Source organism: Paenibacillus sp. GCM10027628, assembly GCF_042676385.1.
GTDB lineage: Bacteria > Bacillota > Bacilli > Paenibacillales > NBRC-103111 > Paenibacillus_E.
Window position 1 is genome coordinate 485528 of sequence record NZ_JBHTHA010000002.1, and the last position, 19509, is coordinate 505036.

19 protein-coding genes are annotated in these 19509 nt (G+C 45.6%); 9 read left to right on the forward strand and 10 right to left on the reverse strand.

Going from position 1 to position 19509, the window contains the following annotated elements; all coding sequences use genetic code 11:
* Window positions 1-111 precede the first annotated feature (111 nt).
* Entirely contained in the window at window positions 112-1791 is a 1680-nt protein-coding gene (locus ACFQZT_RS03350) for a hypothetical protein (protein WP_379296517.1), read from the reverse strand.
* Between the two features lie 866 nt (window positions 1792-2657).
* Window positions 2658-4094, reverse strand: a complete 1437-nt coding sequence (locus ACFQZT_RS03355; RefSeq protein ID WP_379296519.1) for a serine hydrolase domain-containing protein — start codon at window positions 4092-4094, stop codon at window positions 2658-2660.
* A gap of 147 nt (window positions 4095-4241) precedes the next feature.
* On the opposite strand from ACFQZT_RS03355, the gene ACFQZT_RS03360 reads away from it, so the two are divergent.
* Both ACFQZT_RS03360 and ACFQZT_RS03365 read left to right on the forward strand, forming a co-directional pair.
* Entirely contained in the window at window positions 4242-4439 is a 198-nt protein-coding gene (locus ACFQZT_RS03360; RefSeq protein ID WP_379296521.1) for a carbon starvation CstA family protein, read from the forward strand.
* A gap of 36 nt (window positions 4440-4475) precedes the next feature.
* Entirely contained in the window at window positions 4476-4847 is a 372-nt protein-coding gene (locus ACFQZT_RS03365; RefSeq protein ID WP_379296523.1) for a YbdD/YjiX family protein, read from the forward strand.
* Between the two features lie 86 nt (window positions 4848-4933).
* On the opposite strand, the gene ACFQZT_RS03370 is transcribed toward ACFQZT_RS03365, so the two are convergent.
* Window positions 4934-5455 (reverse strand): hypothetical protein, encoded by a 522-nt coding sequence (locus ACFQZT_RS03370; RefSeq protein ID WP_379296525.1) that lies wholly within the window; start codon window positions 5453-5455, stop codon window positions 4934-4936.
* Window positions 5456-5633: 178 nt separating this feature from the next.
* Between ACFQZT_RS03370 and ACFQZT_RS03375 the strand changes: the two genes are divergently transcribed.
* Window positions 5634-5774 carry a hypothetical protein gene (locus tag ACFQZT_RS03375; RefSeq protein WP_379296527.1) on the forward strand — a complete coding sequence of 47 codons (141 nt, stop codon included), beginning with the start codon at window positions 5634-5636 and terminating at the stop codon, window positions 5772-5774.
* A gap of 208 nt (window positions 5775-5982) precedes the next feature.
* On the opposite strand, the gene ACFQZT_RS03380 is transcribed toward ACFQZT_RS03375, so the two are convergent.
* Both ACFQZT_RS03380 and katA read right to left on the reverse strand, forming a co-directional pair.
* Window positions 5983-7794 carry a transposase gene (locus tag ACFQZT_RS03380; RefSeq protein ID WP_379296529.1) on the reverse strand — a complete coding sequence of 604 codons (1812 nt, stop codon included), beginning with the start codon at window positions 7792-7794 and terminating at the stop codon, window positions 5983-5985.
* Between the two features lie 374 nt (window positions 7795-8168).
* The gene (gene katA, locus ACFQZT_RS03385; protein ID WP_379296531.1) at window positions 8169-9620 is read right to left on the reverse strand and encodes a catalase KatA; all 1452 of its coding nucleotides are present in this window, start codon (window positions 9618-9620) and stop codon (window positions 8169-8171) included.
* A 229-nt stretch (window positions 9621-9849) separates the two neighbouring features.
* On the opposite strand from katA, the gene ACFQZT_RS03390 reads away from it, so the two are divergent.
* The gene (locus tag ACFQZT_RS03390) at window positions 9850-10224 is read left to right on the forward strand and encodes a DEAD/DEAH box helicase family protein (protein ID WP_379296533.1); all 375 of its coding nucleotides are present in this window, start codon (window positions 9850-9852) and stop codon (window positions 10222-10224) included.
* The gene (locus ACFQZT_RS03395) at window positions 10202-10330 is read left to right on the forward strand and encodes a hypothetical protein (protein ID WP_379296535.1); all 129 of its coding nucleotides are present in this window, start codon (window positions 10202-10204) and stop codon (window positions 10328-10330) included. The genes ACFQZT_RS03390 and ACFQZT_RS03395 overlap by 23 nt, the downstream gene beginning before the upstream one ends.
* Here ACFQZT_RS03395 and ACFQZT_RS03400 read toward each other — a convergent pair.
* The gene (locus ACFQZT_RS03400) at window positions 10327-10620 is read right to left on the reverse strand and encodes a Dabb family protein (RefSeq protein WP_379296537.1); all 294 of its coding nucleotides are present in this window, start codon (window positions 10618-10620) and stop codon (window positions 10327-10329) included. The genes ACFQZT_RS03395 and ACFQZT_RS03400 overlap by 4 nt on opposite strands.
* Before the next feature lie 392 nt (window positions 10621-11012).
* Here ACFQZT_RS03400 and ACFQZT_RS03405 point away from each other — a divergent pair, with 392 nt between their 5' ends.
* Entirely contained in the window at window positions 11013-11600 is a 588-nt protein-coding gene (locus tag ACFQZT_RS03405; protein WP_379296539.1) for a response regulator transcription factor, read from the forward strand.
* A 7-nt stretch (window positions 11601-11607) separates the two neighbouring features.
* On the opposite strand, the gene ACFQZT_RS03410 is transcribed toward ACFQZT_RS03405, so the two are convergent.
* Window positions 11608-13065, reverse strand: a complete 1458-nt coding sequence (locus tag ACFQZT_RS03410) for a sensor histidine kinase (RefSeq protein ID WP_379296541.1) — start codon at window positions 13063-13065, stop codon at window positions 11608-11610.
* A 177-nt stretch (window positions 13066-13242) separates the two neighbouring features.
* Here ACFQZT_RS03410 and ACFQZT_RS03415 point away from each other — a divergent pair, with 177 nt between their 5' ends.
* Entirely contained in the window at window positions 13243-13551 is a 309-nt protein-coding gene (locus tag ACFQZT_RS03415; protein WP_379296543.1) for an ArsR/SmtB family transcription factor, read from the forward strand.
* Between the two features lie 287 nt (window positions 13552-13838).
* Here ACFQZT_RS03415 and ACFQZT_RS03420 read toward each other — a convergent pair whose 3' ends face one another.
* Entirely contained in the window at window positions 13839-14183 is a 345-nt protein-coding gene (locus tag ACFQZT_RS03420; protein ID WP_185671303.1) for a winged helix-turn-helix transcriptional regulator, read from the reverse strand.
* A gap of 222 nt (window positions 14184-14405) precedes the next feature.
* On the opposite strand from ACFQZT_RS03420, the gene ACFQZT_RS03425 reads away from it, so the two are divergent.
* Window positions 14406-15044: a carboxylesterase family protein gene (locus ACFQZT_RS03425; RefSeq protein ID WP_379296545.1), complete on the forward strand. Its 639-nt coding sequence runs from the start codon at window positions 14406-14408 to the stop codon at window positions 15042-15044.
* A gap of 65 nt (window positions 15045-15109) precedes the next feature.
* Window positions 15110-16618 (forward strand): MDR family MFS transporter, encoded by a 1509-nt coding sequence (locus ACFQZT_RS03430; protein WP_379296547.1) that lies wholly within the window; start codon window positions 15110-15112, stop codon window positions 16616-16618.
* Window positions 16619-16936: 318 nt separating this feature from the next.
* Here ACFQZT_RS03430 and pruA read toward each other — a convergent pair whose 3' ends face one another.
* Together pruA and ACFQZT_RS03440 are read right to left on the reverse strand one after the other, a co-directional pair.
* On the reverse strand, window positions 16937-18505 hold the full coding sequence (gene pruA, locus ACFQZT_RS03435) for an L-glutamate gamma-semialdehyde dehydrogenase (protein ID WP_379296549.1): 1569 nt from the start codon (window positions 18503-18505) through the stop codon (window positions 16937-16939).
* Window positions 18506-18532: 27 nt separating this feature from the next.
* The gene (locus tag ACFQZT_RS03440; protein WP_379296551.1) at window positions 18533-19447 is read right to left on the reverse strand and encodes a proline dehydrogenase family protein; all 915 of its coding nucleotides are present in this window, start codon (window positions 19445-19447) and stop codon (window positions 18533-18535) included.
* Window positions 19448-19509: the final 62 nt, after the last annotated feature.

Sequence of the window (19509 nt, forward strand, 5' to 3'; positions counted from 1 at the left end):
TTTTCCAGTCTACCATATTTTCAGCTGAAAAAGACAAACACTCCAACCCAGACTGCACAAGCAGCGAGTTGGAGCTTACGGAAACAGCTGACTTTTGGGTAGAATCTGAGTTTATCTAGTCTCGGTTTTAGCCGGATCGAGGACGAACCAGACCTTTCCTACATTTTGACCGGTTGTCTCGCCAGGGTTCTTATCCTTAATCCAATAATACAACGGCCAGCCTTTGTAAGTATTTTGTTTGGTGCCGTCGCCCCTGGTCAACACGCCGAAGTCGCTTCCATTCAAATCGCTGGACACAGTCAGGTTCGCATCATAGAAGATAGGCCAGTTGACCAGACACCCTCCGACGCATGAATTCGGGTCGGCTTTATCCTTCGTGAACAGGTACAAAGCCATTCCGTTCGAATCAACCAAATACGTGCCAAGCTGGTCGGATTTGCTCGTTTTCACCGAGCTGTTCACGGCTTTCGTGCCGCTGAACTTCACAGGATCGACAACGAACCATACATTGCCGATGTTTTGCCCAAGCGTATCTCCCATTTTCTTATCATCTACCCAATAGTATAAAGGGAAGCCTTTATACGTCGTTTGCTTTTTCCCGTCAGCGCGAACAATGTTGCCAAAATCAGCCTGATTGATTCCTGTTGGCGCCGAAATGTGGTCGGCGTAGAACAGCGGCCATTTCTCCAGACATTTACCGGCACAGTTGCTGACGCCTTTGGTGTCTTTATCATAATAATAAAGCGTCATTCCGTTGGCATCCGTTAAAAAGTTCCCCAAGTCGGTTTTCGTACCTAACGCGATTCCGTTAGAAGGCTTGATCACGTACCAAACTTTTCCTACAGCTTCGCCTTTGGTATCACCGGCTTTTTGATCTTTCACAAAATAGTATAAAGGCCAGCCTTTGTACGTGACTTGTTGTTTACCGTCCTTGCGAACGAAAACGCTAAAATCTGCTGCGTTGAAACCGGCGGGCACCAGCAATTGATCGTCATTATAGATCGGCCAATTGACCAGACAATCTCCCACGCACGAATTGATATCGGCAACATCTTTTGTAAAATAATAAAGCGTCATGCCTTTGGAATCGGCCAGATAATTCCCAAGCGATTCACTCTGCTTTAAATTCAACGACTTGTATGTAAGCGCGTCAAGTTTTTGAGATGAAAGGATTCCCTTTTCCGACAATGAGACTGCCAGTGTTTTGGAATCGCCTTTGAGCGGCGCCCGCAAGGCCTCGATTGTAGCGGTTGCAATATTCATGTTGACGACTTGTTGCACACCGGCAATTTTAGATAACCCTTTTTGCTCTGCGACCGCAATCGCTTGGGCGTACTCGAAATCTACACCTTGCTTGTAACCGAGAGATTCCAGCAAGACTTTGTAATAAGCCTGAGCTGTGATACCCGCTAACGGATCGAACAGGTTGTCGCCGGGCCCCTGCCAGCCCAGTTCAGGATGAGCTTTTAGATAAGCAAGTATCGACTGGCCTTCTTTGTAAACCAGGTTCGCATCATTAAAATTATCCGACCCGCTGTATGCGAGCGCTTCGCTTTCCAATCCTTTGAGCCGGAGAAACATGATCGCCGCTTGCAGCCTTGTTGTTGACTTGTTCAAATACTCCGCTGTAAGTCCGCTTCCATCCCCTTGCAAAATACCGAGATCGCCAGCGACATCAGTTTCGGATTTCACATGCAACGGCTCGGCTGCCGCCGCTGAAGCTGCTGACAGAACCATGACGACACCCAGAAGCAAGAAAGCTGATAAGATAAATTTTTTGAGATTCCACATACGTGATACCACGCCTCCTTAAATGATATAAGGCACATTCCATTTCTGTATGAATGCCTTTCCTGTTAAGGTAACGAAGCGTAGTGAGAAGCGGTTTGATGTTGCTGCAAGAAAAATATGAAACCACTCCATCAACTGTCTTAGAGGGTGCTACTCTATTGGAAAATGTACAGTGTTTTTAGGACGAGGAGTGAAATCATGCGTTCAGGTTGGATTTTATACAGCGAAACTATCTCGAAACAGCACTCAGCAAGAAATAATAGCGAATCTAATGGAATATTTCCAATAGAAAGCTATAAAAGCAGTTGGAAAGAAGCGTTTTATTGTACAAAATCCAACGGTAATGTGGAAACATCGCCGATTAGATCGTGCGATCATGATCGTCCCCGGTCATATGAGATAAAGCTTACCTGCAGCTTGGTCCTTGCCTAAAGCCGTTCGTTTGGGAACGAACTGCCTTTGACAACCTTCCATCTTTTCGTCTGGAAAGATGAAAAATATCGTTAGAGATGCGACCCCGGTATCCCCAGATGCCTGTAACGATGTTGAACATCTTTCCAGCTTCGCTCAGCGTACAGAGCTGCTTTTTTTCTTGTCTGTAAAGATGAAAAATATCGTTCGAGACACAACCCCAACATCCCCAGATGCCTGTAACGATGTTAAACATCTTTCCAGCTTCGCTCAGCGTACAGAGCTCCTTTTTTTCTCGTCTATAAGCACTATAAGCCTTCAGAAACACGACTTCATCTCCCCTTGCCAACGATAACAATGGGAAACACCTTGTTGGGACCCCTATGCAGCAAAAAACACAAACAAGCCGCCTCACGGCCGCCATGTTTGTGCTTTGCCCTTTTTACGCCAACTTATCAGCTGCGTGCCTTTCCTGTAAGGATATTCGGATCTCCTCCGCCGAACGAGACGTTCTGTTTAATCTGCAATTGGATTGTACCCTCAAGGAACGTGCAAGTAACAGTTAAACAGAATGGCGTCTCAACATATCTTAGCGTTAATACCAGTGTATTCGTATCCCGCCATGTCGCTGAGCCGAAGCCTGGATTTGCTTCTCTCATATGCAGCGTATAGGTCCCTTCGGACCATTCGTTTCTGCCGAAGTATACAGCATGCTTGCCTCTATCATTCTCTATATGTAAGGTGATAACCGCATCGTTAAAATCGAACGAACAAGCGCGCAGCCGTTCTTCGTTGTCCTCCAGCACATACTCGATTCCTGTAATTTCAGCTTCCAGGGATGAACTTGGATCCATTCTTGGCGATTCCAAACGAAGTCCCTGCAGCCGTTGGTCTAACGCTTCAACTGCTCCCTTGTCGGAGGCTGGCAGCGCCTCGTCTTTCATGGCAGGCAGCAATCGCTCCCAAATGACGTCGAGGACGATCTGCATATCGTTCACGCCCGACGTAATCGCGATGACAGCATCCTGCTCCGGCAGAACGATACAATATTGCCCAAAAGCGCCGTCCCCGCGATACGCTCCGTGTCGGCATTTCCAGAACTGATAACCATACCCTTGCGACCAGTCAGAATTGGAATTCGAGCCATTGTCGATCTGTTTAGACGTGGCCGCTTCTACCCATTCTTCCGGAAGGAGCTGTTTCCCTTGCCATTGCCCTTTTTGCAAATAAAGCTGCCCGAACTTGGCGATATCTTCAGTTGTAATTTTCATCCCCCAGCCGCCGATATTAATGCCGCGGGGACAGCTCTCCCAAGTCGCGCCCACGATGCCAAGGGTTTCCAGCAGTCGCGGTCCAAGGTAGTCGAGCAAGGTAATACCCGTAACCTTCTGTATAATGGCCGAGAGCAAATAGGTCGCTCCGCTGTTATAGACGAAATGCGTACCCGGTTCATATTCTACAGGAAGCGTTAAAATATGGCCGACCCAATTGTCAGAGCAATGCAGATTTGCGGACGCATCCTTCGCATGTCCTGTTCCCATCATGAGTAAGTGGCGAACCGTCATTGCCGATAAATTCGATGAAAGCTCATCCGGAACATCCTCCGGAAAAAAAGAAACTACACGGTCATCCAATGAGATTCGGCCTTCTGCCGCTAACAAACCGATAGCTGTTGACGTGAAGCTTTTACTTAAAGAGAACAGCATGTGCGGGCGTTTCGGCAAATAAGGCGACCACCAGCCTTCCGAAATAACATGACCATGTCGTACGAGCATGAAGCTGTGAAGCTCCAGGCTGCGGTCTTGAATCTCTTGAAGAAAACTTGCAATAGCACCCGCTGCAATACCTTGAGACTCTGGATGACTTCTAGGCAAAGCTTGATTTGCGCTCATTGTCTTAGCTCCTTTATAAGCATTACAAAATTTGTAAACTCAAAGCTATTATATCATTTCATGCTGCAAGAAGACTAAATATCTGCTAGGATTATTTTACTAGAACTTGATTATTCATATCCTCAAAGGTCTGGCATCTACTTCGCCATGAGCACCTCTCCGGCTGCAGTTGCAGCTAAAACCTCGTCGTGGGGCTTCACCGTCACACCAGAGCAAATTACGAGCACAGCTGCTGCCATCGGCGAGAAAACGATCCTCACCCGAACAGGAGGCGCACCGACACTGGCGGTGGTGATGGCGGAAATTTTCTCGACCTTCCTGTCCGAAGCCAAAGCCTTTTGGTAATGCCAAATCATTGCGCCTGCCAAAAATATGGTTGTCATGCATCAAATCGTGACGAACAACTATGTCGATGCCATACTTACGATCTTTTTCGGAATCGTCGTCATCCTCATGATCATTGAGTCTTTACGAGTCTGGTATCGAATCCTGATTCAAAACAACGGCCTCAGCTGCATGAAGCGCCGTTTGTACAGTCCACATTCGGAGCGTGACGCCTTGAGAACGATTATGAGCTTTGTAAGGAAGACCAGAGCTACCATCAAAATCATTTTCAGTATTCCGGACTATAACAATTACTTGCAGCATCAACAAGAGCACCATCCGGATGCAACGCCTATGACGGAAAAAGAATTTTATATATGTACGCTGCGCGACCGCTATGAAAGCGGAAAAATTAATCGCTGCTGTTAAAAAAAACGGGGCATCACGGGTAAGCTTCTCCGCTTCTCCCATGGTGCTCCGTTTCTCATGATTTAGTTGCAGGCGAGTCCCGCTTCTCAGATGGATTCCAGTCTGGCTCCCGAGTAAAAAGTCACTTCGGAGATAGATCCTACTGGAATGATTTCGCGCAAGCAATAGCCAATGAAACTCTGATCTTCTTCACTTACTGTAGCGGTAGCGTGGAAGTCAAAATGAATGATCCCCACGGCAGCATCGTACCTATTAAATGACAATCGGCCATTAGGAAACAATTTATTGATAACGGCGATGATTCCGTATTGATTCAAGTTCCTATTCATGGCCGCCTTGATGATCAGCTCCGGCAATTCATGTTCATGTACTTGCGGCACTTGATCGATCTGGACCATGTGATACGATTTAACCTTAAAACAGACGTACGGATGCAAATATTCGGAAGCAAATTGTTTCAAACTGCGGATTTCGGTATCCGGCAAATCCAAGTTTTCATTCCATGCGTAGATGGTTGCTGCATATTTGCCGGACGTATGGACTCTTACATACCTGATCTTGGGAAAATGCTGTTTAATTAAAGATTCGGATAATAATCGCGTCCCCATAAAGATCACCTCATTTTCTTGTTAACGCTTACAATTTCGCCCGTTTATGAGAATACCGTCAGTGTTTTCCAAGGCACTGAAAAAATCCCGGCGTCGTTTTATAGATGCAAAAAGGCCGTATATAGCCTGTGTGATGGCTTAAACGGACTTTTCGTTGTTTTTAAGTAGGAAATTAGGTATGGCATTTGCCCAGTTCATGTCAGTAACGATGGAAAACATCATTGCGGGCTCGATTCCATTTTCACTTACGTTTGTAACGATGAATAACATCGCTATGGCTTCGTTCTGGCTCACAGTACTGCCTATTTCTACTCTGTAACGATGGAAAACATCGCTATTCACTCGTTTCCATTTACTTTTTCTTCTGTAAAGATGAATAAGAGACTGTCGAACAACAATCATTCAAAACCATTCCTAGGCCCACACTTCAAAAAAATATCCAATTCTGGCTTCAAATTAAGTGCACTTTCCCCAGGAAATTTCACTTTTTTGGCTCTTTGCAGGATGTTCTTCCTGCAAAGAGCCGTTTATGCGCATGCGGCAATAGCCTTTGCCCTTGGCTTATGCCGGACAAAGGGATCTTTGTAAGCAACTTTCCCTAATTTTCTCACTATGAGCTTTACGTTCACCGCAATGCCTTTCATTTTAGCGGTAATGCGTAGCTTATCGCGCCTTCGGGTCTTTGGGTACCTCATATTGTGGTGGTTGGCGAGCTCATTGTTGGTTGGCTCAATCTGGCCTCTTGCACGTAAAATGGCTTGCCCTTCATCACTCTCGTTAAAGCGTTGCGCCTCTTCATAAACCTCATAATAGTTGCTTATGAAAATACTCCGCCCCTTTACACTTGGTGTACAGGCTTCTTTCATCGGACATTTTCCGCATACACTACGCTTGAAGACATATTGCACACCATCCTTTCGGCTTCTATCATAAAATTTCTTTGTTGTATTCCCTGCGGGACACGTCACTTCTTTGTTCTGCGCATCATAAATAAAGTGCTCACTACCGAGCAGTCCACTTGGATTCTTAGGCTTAGTAACTGGAGCCACGACCTGAATGCCCAAACCTAGATGATCAACCTGTTCGCGGTAGCATCCAAATCCATACATCGAATCGGCACCCAAATACTCCGGCACAATGCGATGGTGAGTCACAACACTTTGAATCAAACTCGCTAGGCGCTCGCCATCCGCCTCGTTTCCTGGGATGGGTTCAATCTCTAAAATGAATCCCGAGGCACATGACTCCACAACCTGTATTTTATCCCCAGTGAAGGGTTGACTCGCCGTTTTGCGACCATTTCGCACACTGGGATCATGCGCATTCACAATGCGGTTTTGGGGACGTTCTTTAGCTGGAATTTTTTCGTAATCCTCCGCTTCCGAGGTGTCTAGCTTTCGTGGAGAGTCCGGGTCGGTGGGATTCGTTGGCCGCGTGTTTTGCGCGAGAATGTCCGCCAACGTAGTTTGTAGCTCAAGAAAACGTGTTTGTTGTTTTTTGGTCGTTTCCTGCGTGCGCCACTGCTCGATCTGTTCTTGCTTGAGGTAAGAGAGAAGTGCATAGGCTCTAGCAACCAGTAACTTAAACGCGGCAAGCCGCTCTTCCGGCTTACTGTCTGCACCAAGCGGATCGAACCAGTTTTGCATCTGTAAACTCGCTACCATGGCGCTATGCAGCTGCCCGTGCGCACGCTTTAAGTGGTTCACCAGATTTAACATGCCATGAAAGACCAGTCGGTACGCACTCATACTGCTAGAGATGGCATGCGTATGGAAAGAATCCGCCAACCAGATCTCTTTTTCCCCTTTCCAGAGGCCTAGTTGCTTCGTTTGAGCGAGAATATAATGAAAACAAGCATGGAAAAGCTCATCGCCCAGGCGATTGCGATCAAAAGCAATCGTGCTATGATCAAAACCATTAAACGAAAATGGGACACCTAGGAAACGTTTAATCGCCATATCAAACATCAAACGAACTTCCGTTTCACGGTCGGACAAACTTTCCATTTCTTGGACAAGGTGTATTTTAAGTTTAAGAGATGGCGCATAGGCCCGCTGACCTTGAGAGGAGTACAGGTGGGCACAGAGCTCATCTGCAAAGGAAAAATCAACGAAACGCTCGACTTGACTCCACAACGGATGATCAGGGAGTTTAGCGAACAGCTCAATATCCGCAAATGAAAGTGCACCAAAATCCTTATACCGGACAGCATGAGACGCTGCCGTTCCCTTACGGGCAGGCAAAAGATGAGGGACCTGCTCAATTACGGTAGGGCGAATCCCTAGGTCATCTATAGATAGTTGATTTTGATCATCATTTTGGCTATGTTGAGCTGTCATTCACTATCCCTCTTTACATGTTTTCTTCTATTGTATAATAAAATGAAGTAATCATTAGTAAATAAAAGTAAAATAGAGTAAATATCGAATTATATCGATAATTTGGATGTATATAGATGAAATCAACCGAAAATAAGAACTTATTCTATGGGTTCTTCTCAAAGGTACAAAGTTGTTCGACAGTCTCAATAACATCGTTACGCATTGATCAGCATCGATCAGCGTCCCATATGGTCAAACTCGCTTAGAATGGTGAGCCACACGTCTTCCCTGAAAACTAATACCTCTATCGAGGCCGCTCAACAATGAGCGACCGCGTTTAGAGGTTGGTTTTATCGCCAATAAAATAGGGGGGGTTAGAGAACCGAAAACTTTTACTCAGGAACCGATAGACCGAGCCCTGCGGCCACACGCCCTCCATAATCAGGATCCGCTTTGTAAAAGTGCCCGATCTGTCTCAACTTGATTTCGTCGCTTTCAACGGGTTTCATCGCGCCTACAATCGTTTGTATCAACCGGCCGCGCTCTTCTTCGCTTAGTAGTCGATACAAATCGCCCGGCTGCGTATAGTGGTCATGATGATCGTAAGCCACGCTATCGGCAGCACCCGATACTTCGTACGGCGCCGGCTTGTTTTCGGGCGTTTCTTTAGGCCCCCCAAAGCTGTTTGGCTCATAATAAACGGAGCCTCCGCCGTTATTGTCAAAACGCATTTGGCCGTCCCGCTGGTAGTTGTTCACTGCATTACGCGCGGCATTGATCGGCAATGCCTGATGGTTCGCCCCTACGCGGTAGCGATGCGCGTCATGATAAGCAAACAGCCGGCCTTGCAGCATTTTATCCGGGGAGACGTCGATACCGGGCACTAAAGTGCCGGGCGAAAAGGTCGCTTGCTCCACCTCGGCAAAATAATTTTCCGGATTTCGATCCAAAACCATACGGCCCACTTCGATGAGCGGATAGTCTTTTTGAGACCAGACTTTGGTAACATCGAACGGATCAAACCGATACGTATTCGCATCCTCCAGCGGCATGATCTGCACGCACAGTTTCCATGCAGGAAAGTCGCCATTCGCGATTGCATTGAATAGCTCTTCCGTATGATAATCCGGATTCTCGCCGGCGATTTGCGCAGCAAGCTCAGGAGCCAGGTTCTGGATCCCTTGTTCCGTTTTAAAATGATACTTCACCCATACGCCTTGACCTTCCGCATTCACCCACTTGAATGTATGGCTTCCGAAGCCGTGCATATGGCGGAAAGTGGCCGGTATCCCGCGATCGGACATCAGAATGGTTACTTGATGCAAGGATTCCGGAGATAATGACCAGAAATCCCAGACGGCGTTCGGATTTTTCAAATGTGTCTGCGGATGGCGCTTCTGCGTGTGGATAAAATCCGGGAATTTTATTGCATCCCGAATAAAAAATACAGGCGTATTGTTCCCCACGAGGTCGTAATTGCCCTCTTCGGTATAGAATTTAACGGCGAATCCGCGTGGATCACGAACCGTATCCGCAGAGCCGTTCTCCCCGGCAACCGTCGAGAAACGCACAAACAATGGCGTACGTTTTCCCACTTCCGATAAAAAGTTGGCTTTCGTATACTGCGTTAAATCATTCGTCACTTCAAAATAGCCGTGCGCTCCGGCGCCCTTCGCATGAACGACCCGTTCCGGTACGCGCTCTCTATTGAAATGCGCCAATTTCTCCAGGAGGTGGACATCTTGAATTAAAGTCGGTCCGCGCGACCCCGCTGTGATGGAGTTTTGGTTATCTCCAACTGGGGCTCCCCAACTCGTCGTAAGTTTGTTCTTGTCCGTACTCATAATCGAATCACCTCATTGATAGATTTTGCTGTTGAACCTGAAGCGTTTGCATATATATTTATTCAGACGAGGTATCGTTCAGACCATTCGATAGACAAGTTTTTCGGGGGAATGAAAAGAAGCCTACATAAGTTAATGAGGCTTCTCTTGAACGTTTTTACTGTTGTATCCGACTAACAGGATGTTCGAACCGATAACGCGGTCCTGAAAATAAGCGAGGTGTGTTTTTGTGATCATATGGATCAACGGCGCATTTGGATCAGGAAAAACTCAGACCTCTTTTGAACTTTACCGAAGAATTCCTAATTCCTTTGTCTACGACCCCGAACATGCAGGCTACTTTATTAGAAAAAACATCCCAAAGGAGCTATCGGGCGGAGATTTTCAAAACTACCCGATGTGGCGCGAGTTTAATTATCAGATGCTAGCCTACATCAGCAAAGAATTTAAGGGAACGATTATTGTTCCGATGACTGTCGTAGACCCGCTATATTTCGATGAAATCGTGGGACGATTGAGAAATAATAACGTAACCGTTCATCATTTTACATTATGGGCTTCCAAGCCTGGATACGGAAGCTATGACCATCGAGAAGGTTGCTGAAACCATCGCCGCCATGTTGGACATCAGCCTGCTCCCTGCCGACAAAGGGCGAATAAGAAGAACCCTGAACCGTCTGAAAACGCAAATCAAACATATCCGTTTTTAAATCTCCATATCGACAATGAGGCTGTCCACTCTACCAACTTCTCTAATATAAGCAGCGACTGCTTGATGCTCCGGGTTCGGCCCATAAGCCGCCAATGCTGCCCGATCTTCGAAACGAACCGATAAAATAATTTGGTAGCCTTGATTTTTCTCTGAGAAGTTCAGGCCGGCTTGAAGATCGACGATACCGGTTAAGTGGCTTCTTAACGCTTTAAATCGGGTCACGACTTCCTGCAGCTGCTCCTGCGTCGTGGTTTCACTGAATTTAACAAGTACAATATGATCAATCATCGTTATGCCTCTCTCTATCTTTAATTTTGACTCTATCATTCTAGCTCATTATTAAGCTTTATTTCAATATTCGCTTGGCATAAAATGAGGAAATGCCCGGCAAGCTGTTGGAACAGCAAGCGGGCACCGGGAATGGAGCAATGAGGATGTAAGAAATCGATCGTGGAACATACAAGTTTACCGGGTAAAGCGGGGATAAGACTGGTCAATACATGAACATGGCGTTTCTGTATACATCGGATTATACAAGTAGCCGGGAGAGCTGAGTAGGATGATTTTTTTTCACCCCCCGGGGTGAGAAAAGATCACCCTTTAGATCGTCACAGCGTCTTGGTATACTATTCATATATGACGCATACTGCGTAGTTGGATGAAATTAGGGGTGGCTTGAAGTGAATAGCATTCGCGTAATGCTCGTCGAAGATGACCCGTTTTGGCAGCAAAATTTGACCGCCGATTTGGAGATAGAACCTGATATCGAGGTTGCCGCTTTGGCCGCTACGAAAGAACAAGCCGTCCAGTTCGCGCGTGACAAGCAGATCGACATTATTTTGATGGATATTAATTTGACAGGTAATAATTTGGATGGCCTCGAGGCAACAAGCGAAATTCTATCTTTATTTCAGCAAAACCGGATCAAAATTATCATGCTTACTTCACTTACGGAAAAAGAGATTGTGATGAAGTCGTTCCAGATGGGCGCCCTAAACTATATTAATAAATCAAGCTATAAAGACATCGTCCGTGCCATACGCGACGCCTACAGCGATCGTTCTTCGATCCATTTTGACGCCGCACAAATCATGCGAAATGAAATTCAATTAATGAATTTATCCCCTACAGAAAGAGAAGTATTCGAGTTGCGGAAAGAAGGCTTAAGCAAGCAGCAAATTTCCGAGAAGTTGCATAAATCCGCGAATACGATAAAAACACAACTCAAGAGTATTAAAGCCAAACTAACCCACACGAAAGAGGATTAACATAGATCTACAAGACGGAAGGAGATTTCCATTCGGAAGTAGGAATCACTTTGGAAGTCGGTTTGAATTTTTGTATAGGGAATTGCAGTCTCACTGTGGTTCCTTTATTTATTTCGCTCTCAGGTATGCTTAATTGCCCGCCGTGCTTTAACAATACACTGTAACAGTACGACAACCCCAGTCCGTGATTGAGCGTATTTTTTTTCGTCGTATAGAAGGGCTCAAAAATTTTGGACAGATTTTCTTTTGGGATCCCCGCGCCGTTGTCTTTCAGATCGATATACAGTCCTTTTTTGGTTACATAAGTGCGTATTTGGAGTATCCCCCCGCTGCTTGGCAACGCATCGATGGCGTTATGAATCAAATTGGACAGCGTTTCTTTCAGATGAACAGGATCGCCATACAGCTCCCCTTCCGCATCGATGTTCAAAATGATCTCTATCTCCTTATGTTCAAAGACCGGCTTCATGAAAGCAGCAGCTGCCTCGAGCAGCTCGCGGAGTGGAAATGGCCTCTCTTGGAGCACGATGTCATCGGCCTTTTCTTTGATACTGTTGACCATATTCAGCAAATGAGCCGTAATAGCGTGTACTTGCTCAATCGCTTGCAGCGATCGCTCCGGCTGATTGTCCCGAATCAAATCACTGCTTTTTTCCGTCAAATAATTGATTTTTTGAATCTCGTTCTTGATCGAATGATTAAGAATTGACACCCCCATCGTTAACGCCCGCATGGAATAGTCCAGTCGTTCCCGCTCAATTTTGAGTTTGATCCCCAAAAATCCGTAACGCACGGTGTTATAGATGACGAGACTGATCAAAGATAGAATCAAAATAAAATTGTATTGCCAGGTCCCGTTGCTCTGCAGATCGAACGTCCACATGCCCAGTTTCAAGGACTCAAATCCCACATAGTCGCTTATGAAAGCCCATGACATACCTGAACTAAAAATGATGCCCACGCGGCGTTTGCTTTTCTTAGAAAACGTATCCGTTTCTTTTTGAACAGACATATAGTAGAACATGCACCCAAGTGCCACATAAGCACCCGCCCACCAACGGAAATGGCTAGCTTCAAACTGATTCCATCCGTTTATCCAAGCATGATTCACGATCAGGACAATGGGGATGACTGCCAGCAGGCAAGAGATAAGGACCCTGTTCTTCGAGGAAAAGTTGTTGCTCAGCCATAACCCGCCCATGCAAAAGATATATGGAAGAAAATAAAAATAAATATTCATCGCGATCACACTCATGCGATAGAGCAGTTCACCAAAGAAAGGATGAACCAGATTGTAACTAAGCAGCACTGGCATGATAGACAAATGCACAGCGAACGCAAAGCTGGCCATCCCTCCGAACAATAAGCACATCCCGCTCCAAAAATTATTTTTATTGGAATTGAACAAAAACAAAATACCCGTCGTCCACATCGAGACGAACATCAGGACATAAATAACTTTCATGCGAGATCCCCATCCATTCATCCGGTCATATAGGAAAATTATAACATTTCATTTGGATGATTGCCTATGAAAAGGGAGGATTCGTATCTCTTATTTCAAAAATTTTAGAACAATTGAAATTCGATCTCTTATCCTGTTATACTTTAGCTATCCAAAATGTCCGGCAGGTGATCAATCTTGAGAACTCTCTATCATCCAGACTTGAATGAAATGAAGCTGACCACTGTGCTATATGCGCTAAGCGATCAGATAAGACTGGATATCATTAAGCATTTAGATGAAAATGGCGAGAAATATTGCGCCAGCCTGGTTATGCCCATTCCCAGTTCGACTCTCTCTCATCATTACAAGGTGCTTAGAGAATCAGGGGTTACAGCAACAAGATTAGAAGGAACGCAGCGGTTTATATCTATTCGATATGACGATTTAAATACACGTTTCCCCGGCCTGCTGCCAGCCATCCTGCATGCATTGAAAAGTAGCTGAGAAAACCTGGTAAGAAAAGTTCATCTTTAAAACGCATAACCAATGGGGGCTTTTCACAACATTGATGAGACTGGATCATCAATTTTACGACAAGTCATACCCGTATTTTCACAATTAATGTGAAAATCCATTGGGAAAGGTATAAATATTCACTATAAACACCACCTTTATTTTACGCAAAAAAGCACTAAATCCGGCGTAAATGACAACAGCGGCAGTCTAAGACTTTGATTTTTCAAGTCTTGGTCCGCCGCTGTTTGATTTTTTGACGACTGAATATTGCAATTTTATACGGAGTTCATCTCCGATTCTTTCTGAAAATGTTCTTGATACATTCCGCCCCAATCCGTAAGAGTCACCAGTATGGGATGAAGTGACAATCCGAGCTCGGTTAAAGAGTACTCTACTTTGGGAGGCACTTGGTTATATATCGTTCTTTTTACAATACCATCATCCTCCAACTCTCTTAAAGATTGTATCAACATTTTTTGTGTAATATTTACCACGAGCTTCTGCAGCTCAGTCGTTCGTTTTGGACCAAAATGCAAATGATATAGAATAAGTCCCTTCCATTTACCGCCGATCACTCTAATGCAGATTTCGAGCTTATTATAGCAAAAAGTCATAGCCATAAACTCCACTTCCTTTACAATTATTACTTTTGGGTATGTATATCACTAAAAAGTGGGTTCTTCCCTAATATTCATTATTGCACTAATATGGATTCAATTCCACTTCATGTTAGTGAAAGATTTAAAAAGGGGGAGAGATAGGCATGAATTAGTGATTAGAGAGTCTGCGATAAGAAGTTTTTTTTATATTGGACTTAGATCATTGGGGATGGTGATATTATTATGATTCGAATTGACGAGAAATTGCGAAAAGACGGTGCGAGTCTAAATTATTTGCTTCATTTACCGGATAGAATAGAGTCTTCTCAGCCATTGCCCCTGCTCCTTTATCTCCATGGCGTATCACAGCGGGGAAATGATTTGGATCTATTAAGATTAGATTTCCTTCCACAGCAACTCGAGAAAAAGTCAGACATCCCATTTATAGTCGTTACCCCACAATGTCCTAACCAATCCTCTTGGAATATGGAAACAGACTCAATAATAGCTCTTCTTGATGAGATCGTTGCAGAATACCCTGTGGATCACAAGAGAATCTATCTGACAGGAATCAGTATGGGCGGCTATGGCGTATGGGATTTAGCCATTAAATATCCGCAGCGATTTGCTGCATTGGCTCCTATGTGCGGGGGTGGGGAACCTGACAAAGCAGAGGTCTTGAAGAATATCCCGATATGGGCGTTTCACGGCGAGAAAGATGATGTAATTCCATTGCAGGAAACACTTAATATGGTAGAAGCCGTAAAACGACATAAAGGGAATGTAAAATTAACCATTTATCCAAATGCGGGTCACGATTTGTCAGAAACCTACGCTGACCCGTTGCTCTATAATTGGCTCTTAGAGCAAGTTTCCCACTAATATGGAGCTGCATTGATGAAGGAATAGAAAATATTATGAAGATGAAATGGGAAGGAAGACAAACAATGATTACACCTCGTAACAATGTGGGTGTTGTCGTCTCCGGCTTACTACTTGGGATTCTGATGGCATCCATGGACAACACGATTGTCACGACAGCGATGGGAACGATCGTCGGCGAACTCAGCGGGATGGACAAATTCGTCTGGGTCACGTCGGCTTACATGGTCGCCGAAATGGCGGGCATGCCGATCTTCGGCAAGCTGTCCGATATGTATGGGCGCAAGCGGTTTTTTATTTTCGGGCTTTTGATGTTCATGTTTGGTTCCATCCTGTGCGGAACGGCGCATTCCATCGTAGAGTTGAGCATTTATCGTGCTATACAAGGAATAGGCGGGGGAGCGCTAATTCCAATTGCTTTTACGATCATGTTTGATGCCGTTCCGGCTGAAAGTCGCGGCAAACTAGGCGGATTGTTCGGAGCTGTGTTTGGAATGTCGAGTATTTTCGGACCACTCCTTGGTGCTTACATTACCGACTATATTAAGTGGGAATGGATTTTCTACATTAACCTACCGTTGGGTCTGATTGCCTTTATCATGATCGCTTTCTTCTATAAAGAGTCCGTTCAGCATACAAAGCAGCGAATCGACTGGGGTGGCGCGGTTGCGTTCGTCGGCAGCGTGGTATGCCTCATGTTCGCGCTTGAGCTCGGAGGCAAACAGTATACTTGGGATTCTGGCTTAATTATCAGCTTGTTTGCCGGATTTGCCGCGCTTCTGGTTGCATTTATCTTCATCGAACGAACCGTTCAAGAGCCCATCATATCGTTCGGCATGTTTCGCAAGCGTCTATACTGGACCAGCAACGTCATTTCCATATTCAGCGGCGCTGCGTTCATCACGGCATCGGTCTACATCCCGATCTTCATCCAGGGCGTTCTGGGAGGAAAAGCGACGAACTCCGGACTCGTGCTCCTGCCGATGATGCTGAGTTCCGTTGTGTCGTCAACTATTAGCGGCTTCCTGATTACCAAGACGACGTTTCGTTTGCTTATGGTGCCAACTCTTGTTTTGCTTGCGGTCGGCACTATTTTGCTGACAACGCTTGGCATTGAATCACATAAATTCATGATTATCATCTTCATGATTCTGATTGGCCTGGGTATCGGGACGACCTTCTCCGTACTGAGCAATGCCGCGATCTTCTCATTCTCGCCTATGGAACGTGGCGCAGCTAGCGCCACTCTGAACTTCCTGCGTTCGCTAGGGATGACGATTGGAATCACGGTATTCGGGATTATTCAAAGCCATTCCATGAACAACAAGTTGACGGCATTGTTCTCGGGGGGCGGCGGTCAAAGCCAGATTCCAGCAGGCATCAATCTCAGCGATCCGAGCGCCATTCTATCGTCGGTAACGAGGGAAGCCATTCCACAGCAGGTTTTGGAGAAGATTACGACTGCGCTCTCGTCCTCCATCTCGCATACCTTCGCATGGGCGATTATTCCATCCGTACTTGCGCTGGTCTTCTCTTTCTTCATGGGCCGCGAGAAGCTGACGCAATTGGACTAAAAAATAAGTCCGGGCACGGAGATGATCTAAACTTGATGCCCGGACTTCTTTGTATTAATACCTATGGCTAGCAATGGAACGGTTTCATGCCGCACCTCACGATTGCCCAATTCTCTATCCACACAAGATGCTTCTTCGGGGAGAAATGAGAAAAACGTCTATCGACGTCCTTTCGAAGATGAGCGACCGCGTTTAGCGGAAGTTTTTTTCGCCAATAGGAAAGTTTGTTAAGCACTTTAGTGTTTTAACGAAGTTAAACTTTCCTATGTGGTAAAAAAAGAGCCCTCCGCACATTTAACCGGAGGGCTCTTATCATGATTATTTTTTTCGGGACGTCAATTTCGCTTGCGTAAACAACAAGAGGTAATCGTAGCCGCCTGCTTTTGAATCCGTTCCTGACATGTTGAAGCCGCCGAATGGGTGAACACCTACTAATGCGCCTGTGCATTTGCGATTGATGTACAAGTTACCACAGTGTACAGTCTCGAGAGCCTCGGCAATGCGATCCTCATCCGTGGAGAAGTAAGACCCTGTCAAACCAAATTCAGTGTCATTGTACATCGCGATCGCTTCTTGCCAATCTTGCGCTTTTGCGATAGCCAGAACCGGCCCGAAAATTTCTTCCTGCATGATGCGCGCTTTGCCGCTCACATCGCCAAATACAGTCGGCTGGATGTAAAAACCATTCCCCTCAGCCTTCTCGCCGCCGACCAGCAAAGTTCCTTCCCCTTTGCCGATTTCAATATATTCCAAAATTTTATTGTATGAATTTTTGTCAATTACCGGACCCGCGGAAAAGTTCTGTTCAGGAAGTCCGACTTGCAGCCCCTTCGTTAAAGCGACTACTTTTTCTACAACTTCGTCGTACACGGATGCGACAATAATCGCTCTGGAGCCCGCGGAGCATTTTTGTCCTTGGAAACCAAAAGCCGATGCGACAATCGCCGCCGCCGCTGCATCAAGATCAGCCGTTTCGTCAACGACAATACCGTCTTTGCCGCCCATTTCCGCAACAACGCGTTTAATCCAAATTTGACCGGGAACTGTGTCTGCGGCTAATTTGTTAATGCGCAGGCCAACTTCTTTGGAGCCTGTAAAGCTGATGAATCTTGTTTTCGGATGTGTTGTCAAGTAGTCGCCTACTTCGGCGCCGCTTCCCGGGATGAAGTTGATCACGCCGGCCGGAAGACCAACCTCTTGCATCAGGGCTACAAATTTATGTGCAATCACTGGTGTTGTCGATGCAGGCTTAAGCAAAACCGTATTCCCCGACACAACAGCAGCCGTCGTCATCCCTACGCAAATCGCTAGCGGGAAGTTCCATGGCGGAATAACTACGCCTACGCCAAGCGGGATATATGAAATGTGATTGTCTTCTCCGGCAATTTTAGTCAGCGGCTGCGTTTCATTAATTTCGCTCAAACGAATCATTTCACGAGCATAGAATTCCATGAAATCAATAGCTTCCGCAGTGTCTACATCCGCTTCTACATAGTTTTTGCCGGATTCCAAAATCATTAATGCAGAGAACTCATGCTTGCGCTCGCGCATCAGCTTGGCTGCTTTGAACAAGTATTCCGCACGTTCTCTGGCGGGAACCTTTTTCCAAGATTCGAACGTTTCCAATGCGACATTCATCGCTTTCTCCGCCAAAGCTTGATCCGCTTTGCTGACATAACCGATCACTTCATCTACATTTCCCGGGTTGATGGAAGTGATTTTTGCATCCGTCACTACTTTCTCAGCTCCGATATAGAGCGGATACTCGCGGCCAAGTTCCGATTTCACTTTTGCAATGGCAGCTTCCATCGCTTTTTTATTTTCTTCCAATGCGAAATTAGTAAAAGGCTCGTTTGCGTAAGTGCTTACTTTTGTAAATGTTGTCATTGTCGTTGCTCCTCTCCGAATGTGAACCTATTTGAACATATTTTTAAGAACAAACCAGACATTGGCTGGCCGTTCGGCTAAACGTCTCATGAAATAACCAAACCAGTCGACACCATAAGGAACGTAGACACGCACCCGGTAGCCTTCTTTCACTAGTTGCTTCTGCAAGTCTTCACAAATGCCGTAAAGCATTTGAAATTCAAATCGCTCTCTATCAATGCCATGTGCGCTTACGAATTGTTTCGTGTAGTTTATGATGGCCTCGTCATGACTGGCAACTGCGGTATAATTGCCGTTCGTAAGATGCATTTCGATAATTTTTTTGTAATTGTCATCCACATCCCGCTTTTCGGGAAAAGCGACTTGAGGGGATTCTTTATAAGCGCCTTTAACCAGACGCAAATTGGCTTTCAGTTCGTTCAGATCTTGGATGTCCTGCATGGTTCTGAACAGGTATGCCTGGATCACGATGCCCACATTATCGTACTGCTCCCGCAGCTCTCTATAAATATCCAGCGAGATTTGACAATGAGCGTAGTCTTCCATGTCAATGCGGACAAAATTGCCATGCTGTCTTGCGCGGTCAAGAATTCGTCTCATGTTCTTCATGCAAAGCTCACGGCTGATATCCAGACCTAACGATGTCATTTTCAAGGAAAGATTGGATTGAACACCTGAGCTCGCTATGGCATCCAAGGTCTGTATGCACATGTCGGCGGATTGGATAGCTTCCTCTTCGCTAAACACGAACTCGCCCAGATGGTCCAGCGTAGCCATTCTTCCATCCTTATTTAGCATGCGAACAGCGTCAATCGATTGTTTAACCGTCTCGCCGGCAACAAAACGTGCGGCACCAAATCGCAAACCGTATTTTTTCGCTAAACGATTCGCTGAGCGGCTTTTGCCCAATGCTTGAAACATGTTTTTCAGCATCATTTCCATTTGTGTGATTCCCCCGTCAGAATTGTACAATGTTGTATAATATAATGATTTTATTATACACT

Coding starts and splice junctions, on each gene's coding strand:
- ACFQZT_RS03350 (WP_379296517.1), bottom strand. CDS start 1,791: ATGTGGAATCTCAAAAAATTTATCTTATCAGCTTTCTTGCTTCTGGGT.
- ACFQZT_RS03355 (WP_379296519.1), bottom strand. CDS start 4,094: ATGAGCGCAAATCAAGCTTTGCCTAGAAGTCATCCAGAGTCTCAAGGT.
- ACFQZT_RS03360 (WP_379296521.1), top strand. CDS start 4,242: ATGAGCACCTCTCCGGCTGCAGTTGCAGCTAAAACCTCGTCGTGGGGC.
- ACFQZT_RS03365 (WP_379296523.1), top strand. CDS start 4,476: ATGCATCAAATCGTGACGAACAACTATGTCGATGCCATACTTACGATC.
- ACFQZT_RS03370 (WP_379296525.1), bottom strand. CDS start 5,455: ATGGGGACGCGATTATTATCCGAATCTTTAATTAAACAGCATTTTCCC.
- ACFQZT_RS03375 (WP_379296527.1), top strand. CDS start 5,634: ATGGCATTTGCCCAGTTCATGTCAGTAACGATGGAAAACATCATTGCG.
- ACFQZT_RS03380 (WP_379296529.1), bottom strand. CDS start 7,794: ATGACAGCTCAACATAGCCAAAATGATGATCAAAATCAACTATCTATA.
- katA (WP_379296531.1), bottom strand. CDS start 9,620: ATGAGTACGGACAAGAACAAACTTACGACGAGTTGGGGAGCCCCAGTT.
- ACFQZT_RS03395 (WP_379296535.1), top strand. CDS start 10,202: ATGACCATCGAGAAGGTTGCTGAAACCATCGCCGCCATGTTGGACATC.
- ACFQZT_RS03400 (WP_379296537.1), bottom strand. CDS start 10,620: ATGATTGATCATATTGTACTTGTTAAATTCAGTGAAACCACGACGCAG.
- ACFQZT_RS03410 (WP_379296541.1), bottom strand. CDS start 13,065: ATGAAAGTTATTTATGTCCTGATGTTCGTCTCGATGTGGACGACGGGT.
- ACFQZT_RS03420 (WP_185671303.1), bottom strand. CDS start 14,183: ATGGCTATGACTTTTTGCTATAATAAGCTCGAAATCTGCATTAGAGTG.
- ACFQZT_RS03425 (WP_379296545.1), top strand. CDS start 14,406: ATGATTCGAATTGACGAGAAATTGCGAAAAGACGGTGCGAGTCTAAAT.
- ACFQZT_RS03430 (WP_379296547.1), top strand. CDS start 15,110: ATGATTACACCTCGTAACAATGTGGGTGTTGTCGTCTCCGGCTTACTA.
- pruA (WP_379296549.1), bottom strand. CDS start 18,505: ATGACAACATTTACAAAAGTAAGCACTTACGCAAACGAGCCTTTTACT.
- ACFQZT_RS03440 (WP_379296551.1), bottom strand. CDS start 19,447: ATGGAAATGATGCTGAAAAACATGTTTCAAGCATTGGGCAAAAGCCGC.